We start from the raw sequence: 19,690 nt of genomic DNA on the forward strand, positions 1-19,690 counted from the left end.
TCCTTATTTATTATCAAGTTCTCCAAGGTCAAGTTCTGGCTTGCCGACTGCATTTAGCTTCCATGAAGCAAACTGCAATGAATCTGAGCTGTTAGTACTTGCCCAATTATTAAGCGAATTTTTAGTAGTCTGGCTGTCAGAAGATGTTGTAACATTTTGTGAACCTATAGTAACTGACCCGCTATAGTTTACTATGTTTCCACTTGTATAACTTCCATCCATGCAGTAATTATTTGTAATCCATTCTATACTAGAAAAACTGTCAGCTATTTTAGATGAAAAACCATAATAAGAAGTGCCTGAATTACAGTTATTTTTTAGATGCGGTTTTTTAGACAGATTACCAAAAAGCCCGCTGCTCTCGCTTCCAGAGTTAACATCTCCATTGTTACAGCAGTTTAATACCATTTTATTAGTAGCAGAAGCATCATTTCCGTTATTTAAGTATCCTGCTATTCCACCTACACTATTAGCTGATGTTGTAGTTGTAATAGTCCCAACATTTTTACAGTTACTAATAGCTGTATATTCACATAATTGCCCAACTATACCGCCAAGACCATAAATAGGCTTACTTACTGATATATTTCCCTTATTTATACATCTGTCAATTATGATTGAACTATCCCAGCAATCTCCTGCTATTCCCCCAGCTCTTATGCTCCCACCTCTATCAATAGTAATATTTCCCTTATTTACGCAGTTTTTTATTACACTTGAACCGTTAGAAGGTCGGTTTATAGAAGATACAATACCACCAACATAAACTTCTCCGGTGCTATTAATTGAGTCAGATGAACTAATTGTAATATTTGTTTCTGAAACACAATTTTCTACCGTGCCTTCTTTTAAGATGCCTATTATAGAGCCGCGGTTTGAAGTTCCTGCCACCGTCAGGTTTTTTATTGTGCCACCTTTTACATAATAAAATAGAGCACTATATTTGTAATTAGAGGAGGTTTCTGGTATTGTATTTGTTATTTTGTGTCCGTCTCCGTCTAAAGTTCCGCTAAAAGCATATTCAGTATTAGAACCAAAAGAGGAATATTGGAAATATCCAATTGTAATCTGCTCTCCTTGAGTATCAATATCATCGGTTAATTTAAATGTTACATTTTCTAAAGTTGAACGCGGTGCTGTGCCTACCCAAGTTCTAATCTGCTTTAACTCGTCCAATGTGCTTAGCGTATAAGTTCCAGATGTCGGAGCTTCCGTAAGACTTGAAACTGGATAAATAGGCTCATAATCGAATCCACACTTCCCGTTCGTACATGCTACGCTACCATCAGTGTCCCCATCTTCCAGAGTTCCATCATGCCATTTTGTTGCACTTGTGGAGTTATCAGGGCGCCTAACTTTGCCCCACTGTTCCTTAGTTCCTTGATAGGTGATTGTAAATCCGCTATTACAGTCTGTAAATGCACCTGCTTGAATTCCATAATGCTCGCCGCTTCCTGTAATTCCTGCTGGAATAGTTATGCTTGCAAGTTTTACGCAGCCGTTAAAGGCATTTGTGCAAATCCATTGGGTGTTTTTGCTGAGAGTTACGCTTGTAAGATTTGTACAGTCTTTGAACAAGTTAGGAATTACATATTGCATCCAGTCTGGAAGTATAATTGATTTCAGTTGTGTACAGTCTTTAAAATATGCTCCGTTATTGTAAGTTGCAATGTCGCTTAATCTTGATGTATTAATTGCATCAAGATTTATGAATACATTGCTTGAGCGGCTTTTTATTGCACTTGCTACCTTTGCAAGTCCTTCTTCTGTTCCGGGACCTACCGCACCTTCAACTTCTACGGTGTATTCTCCTGCTTCTGTAAGTGAGTTTATGTAAAAAGCTGCATTTATGGCATTTTTAGAAATATTTATAGAAAAATATGCATCATGTGATAGGCCAAGGTAGGTTGATGTAATTTTGAGAATATAATTATCCCGATAGGTTTGTGCAGGTACTGTCAGGGATATTTTTCCTGTTGATGAATTTGCCGTGACAGCAATGCCGTCTGCTACAATTATAGCATCATTTAGAAGGCTTGCAGTCCATGTTACTTCTTTTTCTTCAATGAGAGTCTTTCCGTTTTCTGTGATTGTTAATGGAATTGCCGTGCCTTTTTTTGTAATCGTAGGATTTATAACAAAAACAGCCTCTTGTCCCGGATAGATTACTGTAGCGTCAGAATCATCCTGATTTTTAAGTGCAAAACTGAAATTGTAATCAGCAAGAGTGTAGACAGTTCCGTTTGATGAAAACATCCACTTAGCATAAAGCGTGAGGTCTTTAAGATTTTCCCTGACCTTGATTTTCTGGACTGTATTTGGAGCCGTGCCGGATTCCGGCACTTTGGATGCTTCGGCAAAATCTGCGGAAGTGTACCAGCCTGAGAATGTCATGCTGCTGTTTGAAAGTTTCGGAAGGGTGATGTAACCGTCTGTGCCAGCACCGGCTTTTCGGCTGAATTTCAATGTCATTACGCTGTCTGTTGGGTCGAGTGCGTCCGCGACGGGAACATCGGCGTTTGTTGTCGGCTCGTAACCATCATAAGTAATTGAATAAACTTGGTTCAGGTTGAAGTTTGTTACTTCTGCCTTTGTTGTGATTCCTTTTTCGATGCGGAAAACGTTTTTGTAGGTGTTGAGTACTTCTGACAATGGGGCAGAGGAGTTGTTTGCATTTTTTGCACGGAATTCTATCTTTAATGCGTGCGTTCCAGGCGTTAAGCCAGACTCTTTCCAAATGATTGTATCTCCAGATTTCTGTGTGTCGGGAAGGGGCAAACCATTTACTATTACTTCGTAATCAACGCCCTCTGTTCCGGTAAATGTGAGTGAAAAATCCAGCGTTCCTGTCGTCGCTCCGTCAGCCGGTTCAAGCGTAAAACTCAGCGGATTTTCGCCGCCGCTTTTTATCTCCTTTGAAACCTCACCACTGCTGTATGCAACTCCACTGACCTTGGCAGTAAGTGTGAATTTCCATGTTTCAGTATTTGATTCTGTCTGGAGTTCTATCTGTTTTGCACTCATTTCTAGGAGTGTGTCAGCTTTTGAAAGGACTTGTGTTTCTCCGTTGCCACGCTTGCCTGTGAGAACCAAATTAGAGATTTCAACTTTTGGAAGAAGTGTTCGTGAGCCTGAATCTGTATTTTCGACATTTACCCGTATGTACGCCCGCTCTGATTTTGACTCTTCTGCCGTTAAGACTGCCTTGAATTCTTCTTCCCTGTCAGCAATGTTGCTGCAGGAGATTATGAGAGGGGCAAAAGCTAATGCAGCTAATGTAAGAATTTTTCTTATTGTTATCATTTTCATTGCGGCTCCTAATTTTTTGTAATCTGAGCGTGGTAAGAGTATGTCTTACTGTCTTTTACAGCTTCCAGATAAATGTCGTAAGTGCCTTTTGTCCAGCTTGTTGTGTCAATGACAAGCGTATCTGTTATTCCAGTCTGTGCTGTGCCATCAACCGTCCAATTATAAGTTGAGCAGCCAGTTGTGGTTAATTTGAATGTGACTTCGTTTCCGCTGCTTGTCTGCGTTACTTCAATATCTTCTTCCTGCTGTATGACGGTGATTGTAATGTTTCGCTTTACCCTTTCGATGAGGGTTCCGTCGCTCAGAACAAGCCATACGCTGTCAGTGTTATTCTGTTTTACCTTAATCTTTTCGTAGTTTGCCGCAAGATATTCGCTGTCCGCTACGACCTTTGCTCCGTTTGCATAAGTTTCCGGCGTGATTGTCGCTGCCGTTTCCTGCTTGAGGTTGCCTGTAATCTTGAGTGTTCCGCCACTTACAAGGTTTACTTCCGTAATCTGGGCGTTAGATTCGATTCCAAGACTTGTGCCTTGTACGGTTGCCGTTGTGATTACAGCATCTTCTGAGACTGTGATGTTGTTTGCAGTCTTTGCCGTGAGGTTTGTAACCTTGACAGCCTTGATTGTTACAGGAATTCCACTTGTAAGGCTGAATGTGCCGAGCGTGTCCGAAGATGGAGAGTTTGCGCTTGTGATTATGAGTCCTGAAGCTGCTATTGAATCTGTGTTTTCCTCTCCTGTGACATTTCCCTGAATCATGAGAGTGTATTCTACGCTGTCATCGTTGCGCTTGTTGATGTCGGCGATTGCCTTATGGATTGTCTTGTAAGGCAGTGCGTCCGTTCCGTCGGCTTCCGTGTCCTCATCGCTTCCGTTTTCGCCGATGAAGAGACATGAGTCGAGTACGCGGATATAGCTGATTGCCTTTGCTGATTTTTCATAGTTTGTCTTTGTTGCATAAGTTTCCAGATACCATGATCCGACTTCAAGTTCCAGTGTCAGGCTGCCTGAGAAAGTTCCGGTCTTGACGAGTTTTGCGACTTTCGGGGTTCCATTGTAGAGCGTGTAATGAACTTCAAGTCCGTCCGAAGAAACCGCTCCTCCGAGGTTGTCCGCAGTCGGGGCTGTGACAGTCACCGTCGTGTATTCTTTTCCGCTCAAAAGAGGAAGTGACTTTGGCTTGTATTCATTTGTTACGCTGTTGTAGTCCGTGTCATATTTTGATTCGATTGATTTCCCTGACACATTCGTGATGGTAGGGGAGTTGAGTTTTGTGATTTTCGTGCTTGCAAGTGATGTCGAGGAAAGTCCCGCCTTGTCTGCAAGTATAATTGAATATTCCTTGTCACCTTCGACGAAAGGCTCGCCCGTGGTGTAGTAAACCGAGCGGTCATTGTACGTGAATGTTTTTCCACCGATTGCGATGAGTGTTTTCTGGGTTGTTGAGAAAGCAGAATCTGAGAAACTGAAATTTCCGTCCGCATCCACGGAAACAGGATAAGATTGCCCGTTTACGCTGATTGAAGTCAAATCTTTGTGCCGAAGAGCAAGCTCCGCCTGGGAAGGCATGTCGAATGCAACTACAAATGTCGTGTTTGATTCGTTCAGAACAGTCGGATTGTTAAGCTCAGGCGGCTTTGTGTTGCTGAAAAGACTGAAACTGTAGTCTCCGAAATTTCGTCCGCTCCGTGGCTCAGTCAGATGGACTGTCGGACTGATTTCCTTTCCTTCGTCAGCATCGACCAAAAATGTGACAGGCATAGTAAGCTTAAGGGTGTCGTTTGTGTCCTGCTCGATTGTAACGGCTGACAAATCGATTTCTGAGTCAAGTGCCGGAAAAGTTACGGTTGTGTCGAGCTTGTACCGCTGCGGATTTCGCATGAAAAGGGTAACTGTACCGTCTTCCATTGAGCTTATGCAGAGGTGGAGACTTCCGTCATTGTATGTCGGAACGAGAATCTGGTGCTGCATGACTGCCGCGCTTTCCGTGTATTCCTTGAAGAATTCCTTTGCCGGGTCGTTGAAAGTAGGCTCGAGAACATTTTCAAAATCACATGCAGGAAGAATAAAAGGAAGAAAAAGCGTTAATTTCAGTGCGAGAAAATTTAATTTGACAGATTTGTCAGATCTTTCTGCATTTTTTCTGAATTTCTCTAAAAACATTTTAACCTCCTAGAACTGCCAGCCCACGCCAAGTGAAGGCTGAACCATGCCAAGAATCATGTCTTTGTTCATTGTGAAGATATAATCTGCCGCAATCTCCGTGTAAAGCCGCTTGTTTATGTAAAACTGAACGCTCAGGCCTGCATCTGCCGAAGGTGAAAGAGTGTTGAGCGCAGGTGACTGCATGTTGTGCGGGAAGTGGAAGATGATGTTGTTGAAGTAGGTGACTCCTGCTCCGGCGTGAATTTCTGCCACAACGCGTCTTCGGAACATTGGCAGCTGGTAGATGAAAAGGAAATGCCCTGTGCCCAAATTTCCGTCAATCGTGTAAGTGTCTTCCTTATACTCAAGCCGTGAATAGCTTGCCCTGAGACCTATTCCGAGGTAGCCCCAGTTGCGCTTGAACGGCATGAAGCTGATTTTTGCCTGACCGCTTAAAGGATAGATTTTTGATCCGAGATATGTCGGAAGCGTTTCATCGTGAAGGACATAAGGGCATGTGTAGCCGGCCTGAATGTCCAAATCCATCCATTTCTTGAATTTGACCGTGAATTCTGAGTCTGAGCTTGCCTCTGAGTGGAGGCCTGAAGCGTCCTGTGCGAAGAAATCGTATCTTCCGACCTCAAGTTTTTTCATGTCGAAGCGGAATTTGATTTTTCGGTTCCTGAGTTCGTCGATGCTTAAAACTTCTTCCGGGTAAATCGTGCGCGAGCCCTTGAGGAAGTATTTTGTGTGGACGATAGCCTTGTCTTCCGGGTCCGGCATGAAAAGGTTACGGCCTTCGACTTCAATGATTCCGTCGTTGTCCAGATCGTCGAGGTAAATCGTGCTCCTCATGTAAAGAGGGTAGCTTACGCTGCGGATTTCCGGCTTGTATGCCTGGCGGACCGTGAATTCGTCGTGGCTTGTCAGGCTTTGCTCCAGTTTGCCTAAGATATTGTAAACCTTGATTTCCGAGCGGTACTGGCCGACCGGAAGAACCGGATCAATGTAGATGATGCAGGATTTTGTTTCCTCTTCGTTGGTTTCATGGAAGAAATATGGAAGATAATGTTCCGCTCCCTCATCGAACCGTTCGATTATGATTTCATATTTGAGGACATCGCCTGCACTTACCCATGAAAAAGGCTGCTTTACTTCGTTTGCCTGTGCCGTATCGCTCTGGGAATTTCCAATGTCTCCGATTCCAAAATCCTGCTCAAGACCAATTGTAAAATTCTGTTTTTTCTTTCCCCACGCCCATGAGAATGGGATGGAAATTGTAAAAATAAGGACAATCACAGAAAATTTGAGCATAATCCTACTGAGCATAGAAATCTCCATTCCGCTTTCGAGATGCACCGGTTGAATTCAATGTGTAGTCAATCGTGAACCTGTTTTCGGCAGGAATTCCGTCAATCAGGATGCGTTTTTTGTCATCTGTCATTCTTACTGCCCATACTTTCCATGAGAAGTTTCCTTTGTCCAGAATAGTTAAGTCTCTGAGGACGAATTTAGTGTTTTCGTTGCCGTCAAGAACTTCCCTTACAAGCCGTTTGTTTTTCTCAGTGTAAAGTTCAAAAATGTAGCTTTGTGCGCGGGAAACCTTGTTCCATGAGAAGTCAATCTCGTGGTTGTTTCTGAGATATTCGGCGTTGAAAACAGTCCCACCCTCAGTTTTTGCATTTTGCGGCATGTCGAACGGCGGAATAGGCTCAATCGTAAAGTAAGATGGTTTTACGGCTGAAATATCAAGTTCGTCCATCGTGTAGGCGTTTACAGTCCATTCATAAGTTCCGCTTGAAAGCTGTGGAAGACGGCATGAATAGCCTGTCTGCCTGAGCACGATTGGCTCGGCGTTTTTGTCACCGGTCTTCGTGATGACGATGTTTGCCTTGGAGAATTTTTCGGCAGACTGCCACTTGAAGTACGGCGGATTTTCGATTGCATCCCAGCCTGAGATTGATGCGCTGTTTGAAGGTGAAACAAGCACTACCGGGCGGATTTTTCGCAATACGAAGTATGCGCTTGCAAGTTTACTGCTTCGGCGGGAAGCTGATTCCGTCTCGTAAGAATATGACTGCAATTCCCAGCGGTAAGAGCCTTCCTCAAAATCGTCCATTGCGACTGAGAAATTCGTTGCCGTTATGAAATTTTCGTCCAGAATCGGAGTATCGCTCTGTCCCTTGAAGAGTTTGAGCCTGTAATAGTCGGCATTTTCGGCTTCATCCCATGTAAATTCATATTCTTCTGCCGGTCGCACGACTGCCTTGTAAGATTCGGAAGGCTTTATCTGGTGCGGCTGAGGAAGTTCAGGCACGATATGAATCTGTTTGCCAGGAGTTGAATTCTTGAAATTTCCTTCCTGTGTGCTGATTCGCCACCAGTAAGTTCCTTCTTCAAGCTGTGCTCCGCTGAATGAAGTGTTGTTTGTCTCCGAGTCAAATATGATGTTGCTGAAGTTGCTGTCCTTCGCAATCTGAATGTGCTGCGTGAAAGTGAGGTTTGTCTTCCATGTAAAGCGTGTGTCGCCTGTGAGCGGCTGCCAGATTGAGTAGCCGTCTGGCGGGAAGATTGTCCTCTGCTCGATTTTGCCGTTGATTGCATAGAAAGAGCGGATTTCAGATGTTGCGGATTCATTTCCTTCGCTGTCAATCTGTGTGACTGCCCAGAAATATTCGCCGTCCTTGAGGCTTGAGACATCGGAACCCTTGAATGTGATGAAGTTTTCTGCTGTTTCGCGGGTGAAAGTAGGGAAGTTGAGGCTCTTCATCGCTGAGACAGTGACTTTGTAAGAACTTGCTTCGTTTTCCATGCCCCACGAGAGCGTGAGAGAATTCTTTGATTTGTTTACGAATTCGCCGTTGCCAGGTGTGTAAAGTACCGGCGGTTTAAGCTCGCCCTGCCTGTTTACGGTGAATGTTCCGATTTCTGAAGGATTTGCAAGTCCTGTCCTGTTAATCATGTAATATGGAGTGACCTGCCACCAGTAAGTTCCTTCCGGAAGGGTAGAGATAATCATTGATGAAGAAGAACTTCGCTGCTCGATGACAGGATTTTTCATGTCAGGGCTTTTTGAGATTACGAAGTTGTATGCGCTTGCTGTATCAGACTCAGTCCAGATGAAGCGGATTGATGGAGTCTTCTTTCGGTAATGATATGAGTAGTCCGTGGCCGGTGCGAGAAGATTTGGCTTCAATGCCTGAATGACCTGCAGTTTGCCCGAACTTTTTGCCTTTTCGTCTTTTTCGGAAGAAAGAAGCCAGTAATATGTTCCTTTTTTGAGATTGACCGTGGTTTTGTTAAGCCCGCTGACATCAAATTCTTCGGTTACGGAACGGAAATCCCTGTCTGAGGCAATTTTGAGCGTGAGATTTTCATTGTCCTTGCCGTTCCATTCAAAATTGACCGGATATGATTCATCATCAAAATAGAGAATTTTCTGATCGGGCAACGGGCTTGTGACTGAGAGCAAGGCTTCGGTTTCGCCGCTTTCGTTTACGAGAAATTTTTTGCCCTCTGTGAAAGTTGAGCCGTCGGCGAGCGAGGCCGTACCTTTCTGAACAGTGAGGTTGATGTTTTCGCTTTCCTCGGTTTTCTGTGCGGAAATTTTTGTTCCGGCCTTAACATTGACCTTTACATTTGATGCCGTGAGAGTGAGTCCTGCTCCATTTTCGCTAGAATCAACTGTCGCGATACCTTTTTCAAGTTCTGCACCGAGAGAGCCGTCCGTGTGCCGGAAGACCTGAGCCATTGTGTTTTCTGCAAGGTCAAGCACTGTTCCGTCATCGAACCAGACTGTTGCTTCTGAAAGGTTAGCCGTGTGAATCGTGTCGCCGTTGTATACGGGGGAGTGCTGACGGAGTCTGTCCCATACAACTCGGTCGAGGAATTTTCGCTGTGCTGTCTTATATTTGAATGTAATCGTCGCGATCGGAGCTTCGTTGAATTTCTCAAGCGCACGGAAAAAGCTCTGGTAAAAGAGCAGGAAGTTTATGCCTGCGCACAAGAGACAAACAAAAATCGAAATCCAGAACGGAACGGCTAAATCATTTCTTAACCTGAATTTTGTTCTCTTCTTCATTCAAGTTCACCGATTCAAATTCTGGGATTGGGATTCCAAGCAAGTTCCTTACTTCGTTCAAAGTTTTTGGGCCTGTAGGGCCTACGCAACGCGCACAGCTAGCGTCAAGTTTAAACTCTTTGTCCGATGTCTTGAAAAATGCTTCTATGTCGAAACGCGGCATGTTGACTACGCCGTAGAAATGCTGCGCTCCTTTGCCTTTTACTTCAAATTCAACAGGAATCATCTCAACAACGATTTCGTTAGCTTCATTCTCCTTAGGAAGCTTGAAGTTGTTTTCCTCGCACTTGATGTAATCCTTTTTGAGAAGGTTGTAAGTGTCCTGCGTGATAAGAATGTCAGTGCCGCAAGGCTTGTTTGAGCTTTCGGTTCGGCTCGCGAAGTTTACGCTGTCACCGATAGCCGTGTATTCCATCTTGTCTTCGCTGCCCATGATACCGCAGGTTGCTCGTCCTGTGTTGATACCGCAGCCGATTCGGATGTGCGGCTTGTATTTTGCCTTTGCCTCGTGCTCGTGTGCCTTTGTGAATGCCTCCGCATCCTTGTTGTACTGCATGAGGGCGTAACGCATGGCGATTGTGCCGCGGATTGCGCTGACTGCATCCTGTTTTACATGGAGTGTGTGAAGCTCTTCCTTCTGTTTTTTGCTTGGGTCAGAGTCCGGGAGAAGCTCGAAGCTCAAATCCTCGTCGCGAAGGATGCCCCAGACCGCCATGATTGCATCACCTTCAAATTTGTCGATTGTGCCGCCTGAAATTGTTACGCAGTTTACCATGCGGCTCATGTAGTCGTTCAAGAAGCCGATGATTTCGCGCGGACTTTCTTCACCGAAGCGGTTTTTGAATCCGTCTGAGATCGCTGTGAATCCTCGGATGTCCGAGAAGAAGATGCTTACATCCTTAAGGTGCGGCTCGAAGTCGATTTCCTTTCGGGCGATTGCCTTTGCGACTCCACGGTTTGTGAAGCGGGCGAATGTGTTCAAGAATTCCTGCTCGTCCTGGGTTGATTTGTTCAATACGCCGATTTCGTCACGCCTTTTTGTGTTGAGGGCTGCGATGATTGCCGTGTTGAAGTTACCTTTCTGGATTTCCTCTGCCGAAGCCGTAAGGTGGCGCAACGGTTTGGAAATTACGAAGCGCGCGAAAGTGAGGATGAATATAATGGAAATAAAGAGGACTATACCCATGAGGTAAAGGTTGTTGCGCCTTGTCGTACGGACGCCCTCAAGAACTGTGTCGAGCGGAACAGTCGTGAGAACTGAGATGTCCGCGATTGAGATTTTCTGGTATGCGCCGATGAATTTTGCCGGCTTGCCGTTGTCGCCGACTGAATCGAAGATAATCTGGCGGCTTTCCTCGTTGTTCTGGTTTTTCTGCCTCATTTCTACGACGAGAGGGTGATTCCTCATGCTCTGACCGCTGAGAATCCTGTCGTTCTCGCTGTGACACAAAAGGTCGTCAGTGTCGTTTATCATGAATGTTGAGCTTGTGCTTCCAGTGCCGAGGATGTCAGAGATTGACTCAAGGCTGAAAAGGATGAGGCAGCACTGCTCAAGGCCGCTTTCACGGTATGGAAGGAGAAGGGCAAGAACGCCAATCTGGAAATATGGGGAAGCATTGAGAACGATTGTCTCGCCGTTGCATGCGCGGTCAATGTTTTTTCGGATTTGGGCGATATATGTGTCCGTGAGGCTTGAATCAATTTCATTTGATGCGAAAAACCTCGTGTTCTTGAGACGGGTGTGAATAGGAAGCGTTGCGCCTGCATTGCCGTAATTCGTGAATACGATGATTTCGGCGATGTCGGAATTGCGCTCGAAAAAGAATGCCTCTGCCTGTTTTGCAAGGGCAGCGTTCTTACCGCCACCAGCCGCGTTGATGAGGTCAAGCAGCTGCAGGACATTTGCACGCACGCTTGAAAGCTCGTTCTGGGCGGTGCTTGCCGAACGGGTGTTGATTGTAAGGTTGTTTTCTTCGGCCGTGATGCGGACATCTTCCGAAACAAAGTAACTGTTAAGGAATGTTACCGTGCCGAGTGAGACAAGTACGATGAACCCGATGATGAGGGCAAGCTTTACACCTATGGGAAAATTCTTCTGTTTCTTGACTAGATACGGGGGGGGGGTATAATTTAGCTTTACACCTATAGGAAAATTCTTCTGTTTCTTGACTTTACTTTGAGTATCTTCACTTTTTAACATATCAAACCATTATAACGCATAAGATTAAAAAAACACAATTACTACATAGATTTTTCAGTTTTTTTTGCGATATAGTTTTAATAGTATGAAAAAGTCAAAGTTCCTTTTGTTTGTCATATCAGTTCTCTCCGTTTTTTTATGATTACTTCTTGTATCGGTAGTTTTCAAGATTCAGTTTAATCCACCGTGGCAAAAATTTTGCCCTGGGCTGGGGTGATTTCAAGCCTTGTGCCTGTTGCGGCCTCTAGTGGACTCCTTACAATCTTTCCGTCGGCGGTGCGCACCATTGAGTAGCCTCGGTTTAGGATTGTCTGCGGGCTTGCCTGCTCCAGAATGTGTACGCTCTGCTGGATAATCTGCCTTGTGTCCTTGATTTTTTGGTTCATCGACTCAATCATGGCTTCCCTTGCGTTTTCGAGGCGGTTCAAAAGCGGCTGCTCGATTGAGCGGAAGCGCACTTCCATATTCCCAACATCAAAAGACTTAATCATCAGTTTGAGCCTTTCAACCTTGCTTGTAATCTGATTGTAAAATTCTTCTTTATAGGCTGCCAGCCCTTGCAAAATGTCGCTCTGTTTTGGGACGACAAGCTCGGCTGCTGCAGAAGGTGTGGGGGCACGCATGTCTGCTGCATAATCGCTGAGGCTCCAGTCAATTTCATGTCCGACCGCGCTCACCACAGGAATTTTGGAATCAGCAATCGCACGGACTACAACTTCTTCGCTGAATGGAAGCAAATCTTCGAGAGAACCTCCTCCTCGGCCTACGATAAGAACATCACACAAATTAAAATCATTCGCCGTTTTGACCATGTTTGCGATTGTAATGGCAGCTCCATCTCCCTGAACGAGTGCCGGAAGAATCACGACATCAACGCCTGGGTTTCGCCTTTTTGTAATCTGCAAAATATCCCGCAATGCGGCTCCAGTGGGGCTTGTTACGATGCCGATTCGCTTTGAAAATCGTGGAATTGGCTTTTTGCGCTCAGAATTGAAAAGACCTTCGGCAGCAAGCTTTCTTTTGCGTTCTTCAAGAATCTGAAGAATGTTTCCGGCTCCCGCAATTTCCATTTTGTTTATGATAATCTGATAATTTCCTCGCGGTGCATAGACCGAAATAGAGCCTGTGCATTTGACCTTCATTCCGTCTTTTGGCACAAATCCGAGGCTCATGGCGCGGCCACGGAACATTACGGCACTAATCTGTGCGCCTTCGTCCTTCAAAGTAAAGTAAAGATGACCGCTTGCGTTGGGGCGGTAGTTTGAAATTTCGCCCTCCAAAGTGATGTTTGAGAAAGTTCCTTCTAAGATTTCGCGGATTAAAGATGTGAGATTTGAGACTGTAAAAACTGTGTCTTTCGGAAAAAGCTCGGCCATATCCTCTGAATTATATAGAAAATTCCAAAAAAAAGCATAAATTTCGCAATTTTTTTCACTTTTTTTTCAAACAGACTGCCAAAAATGAAAAAATTTTGGAAATACATATATATAAAAAAATGGAGGTACTTTTGTGATTCTAAAAAAATTGCGGTATTGGATTTCGGCTGTGCTTTTTGCGTCGTTCCTTTGCGTTCCCGCTAAAAAAATCTGTGCGGAGGAAGCTTATGAATTCGTGAGCCGTGACATTCATGAGATTCTTTACGCTCTTTCCCTTTACACCGGGCTTTCGATTTCTGCCGACGACACTGTTTCGGGCAAGGCAGATTTTCGCTGCACAGGCGAAAATTTCGATGAGTCTTTTGAGGCTTTCTTGCTTCAGTCAAGGCTTTATGTCGAGAAGAGTGAGAACCGCTGGACTGTCAGCCGCGTGAGGATTCAGAAAAACAATGATTTGTACTCGCTGGATGCTTTCGATGTCAGCCCTGTTCAGCTTTTTGAGAAGATTGCGATTGCAACAGGCTTCTGCGTCACTTACGATTCACTTCCTTCTGTGAAGGTGAGCCTGCACACAGGTTTCTGTAAGTCTGAGGAAATTTTGAAGCGGATTACCGGGCTTTGCATGGGATTTTCGCTCGAAAAGGAGCAGGAAAAATCTTTCCATGTGTCGCGGAACAGCTCGGCTCAGGCTCAGGGGGCTGGGAACGGAAAGGCTTTGTTCGCATTGAATGACGGCAAGTGGTTCGTTGATGTGCAGAATACGCCACTTTCTGTTGCGGTGGAAAAATTTTTCAGCGAGGCGGGCAAGGAATTCTGCTTCTTGCTTTCGAATGAGCAGAAAATCATGCGGGCAAGCTTTACGGCGGATGATTTTGACGAGGCTCTTTCGCTTCTGTGCGTTCAGGCAGGGGCGGAATTTGTCGTGCGCGAAGGAGTTTATTTCCTGAAAGCCTCGAAAAACAAGAATCTTTTTGCTCAGGCGGGCAAAAAATGGCGGAAACAGGAACTTAAATTTTTGAAAAACACGGACTGCATTTCTTTGCTCTCAAAGCGTTTCCCGGAGATTGAGTGCATGTCGGTCTCTGACGGAAGTTTTTTGTTCCTTTGTGATGATGAGGAGCTTGGGGCGGTTAAGGATTTTGTTTCCGAAATCGATTCGAAAAATCACAGCAGGATTGTCAATCTGAAATATATCAGGACTGAGGATTTTATGGCTCATCTTCCTCCGTTTCTGGAAAAATCTTCAATCAGCGATACCGGGCATGGTGACAGCTTTTTCTTTACAGGCTCGGATGCGGCTTACGAAAGGCTGATTGAGGAGCTGGCTGTTCTGGACAGGCCTGTTTCTCGCGTGAGATACGACCTTCTGATTATGCAGTATCAGTCCACGAAGGACACGGAATGGAATCCGCGGTTTAAGGCCGGACGGGTGAAACTTGGTGACATGAATGATGGTGCCGTTCAGCTTGGAAGCGTCCTGAACCTTAACCTTGATGTCGTCGGCGCGTTCGGGCTTCATTTTGCCGGGGAACTTCAGACGGCTATTTCTGAATCCCGCGCGAAGGTCTTTGCCGACACGACTTTGAACGGTGTGAGCGGAAAACCGATTAACTTCCAGAATACGAACACTTACCGCTACCGTGACAACAATCTTGATCCTGAGACTGGGGAGCCGATTTATTCGGGCGTTACGAAGGAAATAATTTCCGGCCTCAAGCTTGAAGTGACAGGAACTGTGACTGGAGACGGAATGATTACCAGCAGAATCACGGCAAGCGTATCAAGGCAGGGGACTGATTTGTCTACCACCACCGGGAATCCGCCTCCGACGAGCGAAAAAGTGATTACGACTGAGGTGCGGGCAAAATCCGGGGAGCCTGTAGTTCTGAGCGGATTGGTTCAGGAAGAGGCGAACGAAAATGTTTCGCGCATCCCGCTGATTTCAAGAATTCCTTTGATTGGAAGACTTTTTAAGGCTGAGGAAAAATCCGCGGAGAAGACGGAGCTTGTGATTTACCTTCTTCCAAGCGCGGAAATCTTCGGGGCGGAGAAAAAAGATGAGCAGAGAAAGGCCGGGCTAAAAAAACGGTTGTCAGAAGCGGCTGAAAATGCTGTGAAAAAACTTAGTGAAAATGGAGCGAAAAAATGAGCGGAAAGTTTGATTTGTCCGTAACTTTCAGCCTTTACAACGGGGCTGTTGTGCTTGAGAGCGGAGAAAATCTTGTTCGGATTGGACTGACTGATATCGATAACGAGGAGCTTAAGAAAAAACTTGAAAAATCTGTGCGCCAGTTCGGGAATCAGAGATGCGATTTCGTTGCAATTGATGATGAAAAACTGCGTCACGAGATTTCACTTCGCTATGGTGAAAGCCCGCGTGAGAACGAGAGGATGAACGAAGGAAGCGAGGCGGCTATGCTTTTGGACACGCTTCTTTGCGAGGCTTCAAGGAGAGGCGCGACGGACATTCATATAGAAGAAAACCGCGTGCGTTTCAGAATCTGCGGGATGCTTGAAAGCGTGACGGAACTTTCTTCGGAAAAAAGCCGTGAGCTTATCAGGAGAATCAAGGTGCTTGCGAACCTGAATGTGCTGGAAAGCAGGCGTGGTCAGGACGGGCAGTTTGTGTTTTCGGATGGGAATCAGGTTTTTGTGCGGGTGTCATGTATTCCTTCATTTTCTGGGGCAGGGGCTGCTGAGAGCGTTGTGCTCAGGCTTCTTAATGTCGCGAGGCTTCCGCTTTCAATCGGGGAGCTGGGATTTTCTGATGAACAGTGCAGGAATCTCAGAGCGGTTCTTGTGAAGGAGCAGGGGCTGGTGCTCATCTGCGGGGCTACAGGCAGCGGAAAGTCAACGACGGCGGCTTCTCTTCTTATGGAAGTCGGAAAAATCTTCGGCTCCAAAAAGAAAATCATCACGATTGAGGATCCGCCGGAATATGTTCTGGACGGCGTGACTCAGATTCATGTTGACGAGAATTGCGGCATGAATTTCGGCGAGGCATTGCGCTTCATTTTCAGGCAGGATCCGGATGTGATTTTTGTTGGCGAAATCCGTGACTGTGAGACGGCACGAACCGTATTGCAGGCTTCCCTTACCGGGCATCTTGTTTTTGCTACGGTTCACACCAGCGGGATTCGGGAGACTGCAATCAGAATGAAGGAGCTTGGAGTTGATTTTTCGGAATTTTCATCAGTTCTGCAGGCGGTGATTTTTCAGCGGCTGGTCTGCGAATCAGGAAATAAAGTGCGGCTTGAAGCTGAGGTCGTTACCCGAATGAATCAGGTAGGCATGGAGGAATGTGCATGAACGGATTTTTTGATTTTCTTTCGAGGAAAAAAAGACTTGCTTGTTTCACAGAAAGACTTTCTGAACTCGTGTCCAGCGGAATTTCTATTCAAAAATCGCTTGAAATCCTGGGGCGAATTTCTTCCACGGACAGAAAACTCGCGGAATTTTGTTCCTCGGTTGGAAAGTCTTTGTGCGGCGGAACGAAATTTTCTGTCGCAGTGAGCATGTCGCCTTTGGTTAAGGCTCCGTCCTGGTACATATCGTATATAAGCGTCGCGGAGGAATGTGGGGCTGTTGCCGAAGTTCTTCTTCATCTCAAAAAACTTCTTTTGCATGAAAGTGAGTCGCTGGAAAAGTTCGTTTCGGCTGTGGCATATCCGTTCTTTGTTGTGATTCTTACGGCTGTTTCTGGATTCTTTTCGGTGAAGCTCTTGCTTCCTGAGTTTTCGGGGCTTTTTGGGGGTGACGGAAAAACTGCGGCTGAAATTCAGTCTGAGGCAATGAGTGCAATGATTTACGCGGATTTTGTTCTTTTGGCGGTATTCATTCTTTTTGTGTGGCTGTCGCTGAGAATCCTTCGCGCAAGTCCGTGCCTGAGCGTTCTTAAGACAATGGATTTCCTTTCCCGACATTCCCTTCCGACGCTTTCTGCCGTGAATTGCGCCTTCGCTTTCTCTGAGAAAGACAGGAAGATTGCGTTCGCCCTGCTTTCTGTGCGGAACGAGCTTCTTGAGGGAGCGAAAATCGCATCCTGCTTCGGGAAATGCTTTTCTGATGCCGGCTTCAAAAAAGAGGGGCTGCTTCTTTCGGAGAATCTGTCTCTGTGCGAGCAGACAGGCAGGAATGACGGCTTTAAAAACACGGCTGACTATATTTCGGCCAAAAATGAGCGGACGGAGAAGATTTTCCTTGCCTCTGTTCAGCCGCTCCTTCTTTTTTTTGCAGCTGCTTACATGACTTTGATTCTGAAAACGGCGTTTCTGCCGTACATCACAAATATTGGAGGAATTATATGAAAAAAATCACGCGGAAAGACCTCGGAAAACTGAAAAAACGGAAGGATGCAGGATTCACTTTTATTGAGACTCTGGCAGTCCTTGCTGTGACGGCAATCCTTACTTCGCAGATTGGTATCGCCGCCCACAAGATGATTCAGAAAGCGCGGGTTGCCTCTGCCAAAGCACAGATTGAGCAGATTAAGCTTTCGCTTGAGAACTATTTCGCTGATTGCGGACGTTTCCCGACAGAGGAGCAGGGGCTTATGGCTTTGTGGGAGGAGCCGGAGCTTTTTCCTCTGGCGGAAAACTGGAACGGCCCTTACACGGACAAGAAAATCTCTGCTGATCCGTGGGGCAGCGAATATGTCTATTTGCTCAAAGGCTCTGCGGACAGCGAGAAACTTCCTAAAGGCCTTCCGTTCGGAATAATTTCGCTCGGTGCGGACAGGACTGAGGGTGGAAATGGAAATGACAGAGACATTCTTTCCTGGGAATAAAAAAATTGATTTTTAAGGAGGATTATTATGAAAGAATTTTTTAGAAAAACTATGGTAAGAAGCGCGGACTATGAGCTTTACAGGATTTTCCTTCCGTGGAGATTCGCTTTTTCCAGGCGCAGAAATTTCATCATCAGCGAGCTGGAGAAAATGCACCCGCGATTTTCCGGGAACTGCTGCTATGACACGAAATATTGTGTTGAGCGCAAGAATCTCTTGGCCGAGGTCGTTGTGATGGAAAAAGCGAGCCTTGCCGCTTACAAGAGTTCTGGCGGCGCGCTTTATCTTGAGGGACAGGCAAAAAGGAGCGTGTTTTCCTGGAGAACGAATACAATCAGATTCCTCGCACTCTTTCTGATTGTTCTCGCCGCACTTCTTTCATTCAGAATCGCAAAATCTGTGCTTTTTGCGCAAAAGTCGGCGGATGAAGTCTATCTGCAGATTGCGGAAGATGCCGCCACAAAGCCTGAGGTGGAGAACAATGCAGACATTAATATAGGAGAAAAATCATCTTCTTCTGTTGAGAATTTGCTTTCATCGGTATTTTTGTCCGTAAGCTCTCATGGCGGAAAAATCTCATCGTTCTCATACAGAAAAAATGATTTGATTTCAAAAGCGCATGGTGGCGGGGTCTGCTCGTTTTCAGTTTACGGCTGCAACTGCGAGGATGTCGCTAATGCTCAGTATTGCGTGGTTTCGTTTAAGGACAATGAGCCTCGCTTTGAGATGGTGCTTCCTTTTACGGAGAGTGATTCTCTAATGGAACTTCCTTTGCGAAAAAATTCTTTTGAGGAGGAAATTTCCTTCGTTGTCGGAATAAGAAAAGGTCTCCGGGATTTGGGGGCGGTCTTTGACAAGGAGCATAACGGCGATGACTGCGTGGAATTCAGTTTCTTTGCAAGGCGGGAAATCCTTTACTCATGCCTGAAAACTGCCGGACTTGTGGCAGAGAAAGCCGGCTGGGCAGAAAAACTCGTGTCAGTTTCTGAGAACGGCGGAATGTGCAAGGTTCAGCTTTCCTTCCTTAAAAATACTTTGCGGGATAGTTTCAGCCCGGTCCTGCTTGCGGCTCAGTATGCGTATCTTTTCGGTTCAGAGCCTAAACTTGCTAAAAAAGAGCAGAAACTGTTCCAGGCAGGGGCTTCGCGTTCCGGGGCAGTCAAGGCTTCCGAAAAATCTTTGCTCAAAAATAAAATCGGTGAAATCAAAAAAGACGGCTCTGTTTTTATCTGCTACAGGAATATGGACGGCCGTATGGCTTTTGAGAAAAAGGAGTCTGTGAATGCGAACTAAATGTTTTTTCTGGATTCTTGTTTCAATGCTGCTCGTGTCCTGCGCGTCAACAAAATTTGAGGGAAAGGCTGTCCTGATGGGAAAAGTCTGCGATATGGACGGAAAACCTGTGCCTGACTATCACCTGAATCTCGGAATCGGAATGAATGCCGTTACTGATTCTTCCGGAATCTTTGTGTTCCGGGATGTTTCCTCTGGCTTTCACAAGCTTTCTGGCGGTGGTGATGGCTGGAAAAATTTATGCGAGACCGTGGATTTTCATGACAGGAAGACGATTTTCTGCGTTCAGGTTGAGCGGATTGATTCACTTCTTGATGAGATTTTACCTCTTGTTGAAGAAAAAAAATATGCCGATGCCCGGAAACTTCTTGCCAATTCAAGGCAATACAATGAGAAAAATCCTTCATACAAGTGTCTGTGCGCGCTGATTGATTTCTGTGAGTCTCCGTCCGAAAAAACGAAGAAATCTTTTGATGAAATGCTTGAGAAGATTTAGGGAGT

General features: G+C 45.5%; 12 protein-coding genes. 6 read left to right on the forward strand and 6 right to left on the reverse strand.

The features are described 5' to 3' along the window. Nucleotides 1–3: 3 nt before the first annotated feature. From IJJ71_RS09100 to xseA, 6 genes are all read right to left on the reverse strand, one after another. Complete coding sequence (locus tag IJJ71_RS09100) at nt 4–3,309, reverse strand: leucine-rich repeat protein (RefSeq protein WP_296846516.1); 3,306 nt, start codon at nt 3,307–3,309, stop codon at nt 4–6. 8 nt (nt 3,310–3,317) lie between these two features. Then, complete coding sequence (locus IJJ71_RS09105; RefSeq protein WP_296846517.1) at nt 3,318–5,471, reverse strand: hypothetical protein; 2,154 nt, start codon at nt 5,469–5,471, stop codon at nt 3,318–3,320. A 9-nt stretch (nt 5,472–5,480) separates the two neighbouring features. Next, nucleotides 5,481–6,782: a hypothetical protein gene (locus IJJ71_RS09110; RefSeq protein WP_296846518.1), complete on the reverse strand. Its 1,302-nt coding sequence runs from the start codon at nt 6,780–6,782 to the stop codon at nt 5,481–5,483. Next, nucleotides 6,772–9,534, reverse strand: coding sequence for a FecR domain-containing protein (locus IJJ71_RS09115; RefSeq protein WP_296846519.1), 2,763 nt, complete (start codon nt 9,532–9,534; stop codon nt 6,772–6,774). The genes IJJ71_RS09110 and IJJ71_RS09115 overlap by 11 nt, the downstream gene beginning before the upstream one ends. Beyond that, nucleotides 9,500–11,734 (reverse strand): adenylate/guanylate cyclase domain-containing protein, encoded by a 2,235-nt coding sequence (locus tag IJJ71_RS09120; RefSeq protein WP_296846520.1) that lies wholly within the window; start codon nt 11,732–11,734, stop codon nt 9,500–9,502. The genes IJJ71_RS09115 and IJJ71_RS09120 overlap by 35 nt, the downstream gene beginning before the upstream one ends. A 176-nt stretch (nt 11,735–11,910) precedes the next feature. Continuing rightward, nucleotides 11,911–13,110 (reverse strand): exodeoxyribonuclease VII large subunit, encoded by a 1,200-nt coding sequence (gene xseA / locus IJJ71_RS09125; protein ID WP_296846521.1) that lies wholly within the window; start codon nt 13,108–13,110, stop codon nt 11,911–11,913. A gap of 133 nt (nt 13,111–13,243) precedes the next feature. Here xseA and IJJ71_RS09130 point away from each other — a divergent pair, with 133 nt between their 5' ends. From IJJ71_RS09130 to IJJ71_RS09155, 6 genes are read left to right on the forward strand one after another with little or no spacing between them, the layout of a single operon-like run. Then, nucleotides 13,244–15,259, forward strand: coding sequence for a type II secretion system protein GspD (locus IJJ71_RS09130; RefSeq protein WP_296846522.1), 2,016 nt, complete (start codon nt 13,244–13,246; stop codon nt 15,257–15,259). Then, nucleotides 15,256–16,419, forward strand: a complete 1,164-nt coding sequence (locus IJJ71_RS09135) for a GspE/PulE family protein (protein WP_296846523.1) — start codon at nt 15,256–15,258, stop codon at nt 16,417–16,419. The genes IJJ71_RS09130 and IJJ71_RS09135 overlap by 4 nt, the downstream gene beginning before the upstream one ends. After that, nucleotides 16,416–17,417 carry a type II secretion system F family protein gene (locus tag IJJ71_RS09140; RefSeq protein ID WP_296846524.1) on the forward strand — a complete coding sequence of 334 codons (1,002 nt, stop codon included), beginning with the start codon at nt 16,416–16,418 and terminating at the stop codon, nt 17,415–17,417. The genes IJJ71_RS09135 and IJJ71_RS09140 overlap by 4 nt, the downstream gene beginning before the upstream one ends. Continuing rightward, the gene (gene gspG, locus IJJ71_RS09145; protein ID WP_296846525.1) at nt 17,414–17,896 is read left to right on the forward strand and encodes a type II secretion system major pseudopilin GspG; all 483 of its coding nucleotides are present in this window, start codon (nt 17,414–17,416) and stop codon (nt 17,894–17,896) included. The genes IJJ71_RS09140 and gspG overlap by 4 nt, the downstream gene beginning before the upstream one ends. A gap of 27 nt (nt 17,897–17,923) precedes the next feature. Further along, the gene (locus IJJ71_RS09150; protein ID WP_296846526.1) at nt 17,924–19,189 is read left to right on the forward strand and encodes a hypothetical protein; all 1,266 of its coding nucleotides are present in this window, start codon (nt 17,924–17,926) and stop codon (nt 19,187–19,189) included. Next, nucleotides 19,179–19,685, forward strand: a complete 507-nt coding sequence (locus IJJ71_RS09155; protein WP_296846527.1) for a carboxypeptidase-like regulatory domain-containing protein — start codon at nt 19,179–19,181, stop codon at nt 19,683–19,685. The genes IJJ71_RS09150 and IJJ71_RS09155 overlap by 11 nt, the downstream gene beginning before the upstream one ends. Nucleotides 19,686–19,690 lie beyond the last annotated feature (5 nt).

Origin of the sequence: Treponema sp., from assembly GCF_017430385.1 — a bacterium.
Taxonomy (GTDB): Bacteria; Spirochaetota; Spirochaetia; order Treponematales; family Treponemataceae; genus Treponema_D.

What these genes read in the sequence shown, in the direction of transcription:
- IJJ71_RS09100 (WP_296846516.1), bottom strand. Translation starts at nt 3,309, where the DNA reads ATGAAAATGATAACAATAAGAAAAATTCTTACATTAGCTGCATTAGCT.
- IJJ71_RS09105 (WP_296846517.1), bottom strand. Translation starts at nt 5,471, where the DNA reads ATGTTTTTAGAGAAATTCAGAAAAAATGCAGAAAGATCTGACAAATCT.
- IJJ71_RS09110 (WP_296846518.1), bottom strand. Translation starts at nt 6,782, where the DNA reads ATGCTCAGTAGGATTATGCTCAAATTTTCTGTGATTGTCCTTATTTTT.
- IJJ71_RS09115 (WP_296846519.1), bottom strand. Translation starts at nt 9,534, where the DNA reads ATGAAGAAGAGAACAAAATTCAGGTTAAGAAATGATTTAGCCGTTCCG.
- IJJ71_RS09120 (WP_296846520.1), bottom strand. Translation starts at nt 11,734, where the DNA reads ATGTTAAAAAGTGAAGATACTCAAAGTAAAGTCAAGAAACAGAAGAAT.
- xseA (WP_296846521.1), bottom strand. Translation starts at nt 13,110, where the DNA reads ATGGCCGAGCTTTTTCCGAAAGACACAGTTTTTACAGTCTCAAATCTC.
- IJJ71_RS09135 (WP_296846523.1), top strand. Translation starts at nt 15,256, where the DNA reads ATGAGCGGAAAGTTTGATTTGTCCGTAACTTTCAGCCTTTACAACGGG.
- IJJ71_RS09140 (WP_296846524.1), top strand. Translation starts at nt 16,416, where the DNA reads ATGAACGGATTTTTTGATTTTCTTTCGAGGAAAAAAAGACTTGCTTGT.
- gspG (WP_296846525.1), top strand. Translation starts at nt 17,414, where the DNA reads ATGAAAAAAATCACGCGGAAAGACCTCGGAAAACTGAAAAAACGGAAG.
- IJJ71_RS09150 (WP_296846526.1), top strand. Translation starts at nt 17,924, where the DNA reads ATGAAAGAATTTTTTAGAAAAACTATGGTAAGAAGCGCGGACTATGAG.
- IJJ71_RS09155 (WP_296846527.1), top strand. Translation starts at nt 19,179, where the DNA reads ATGCGAACTAAATGTTTTTTCTGGATTCTTGTTTCAATGCTGCTCGTG.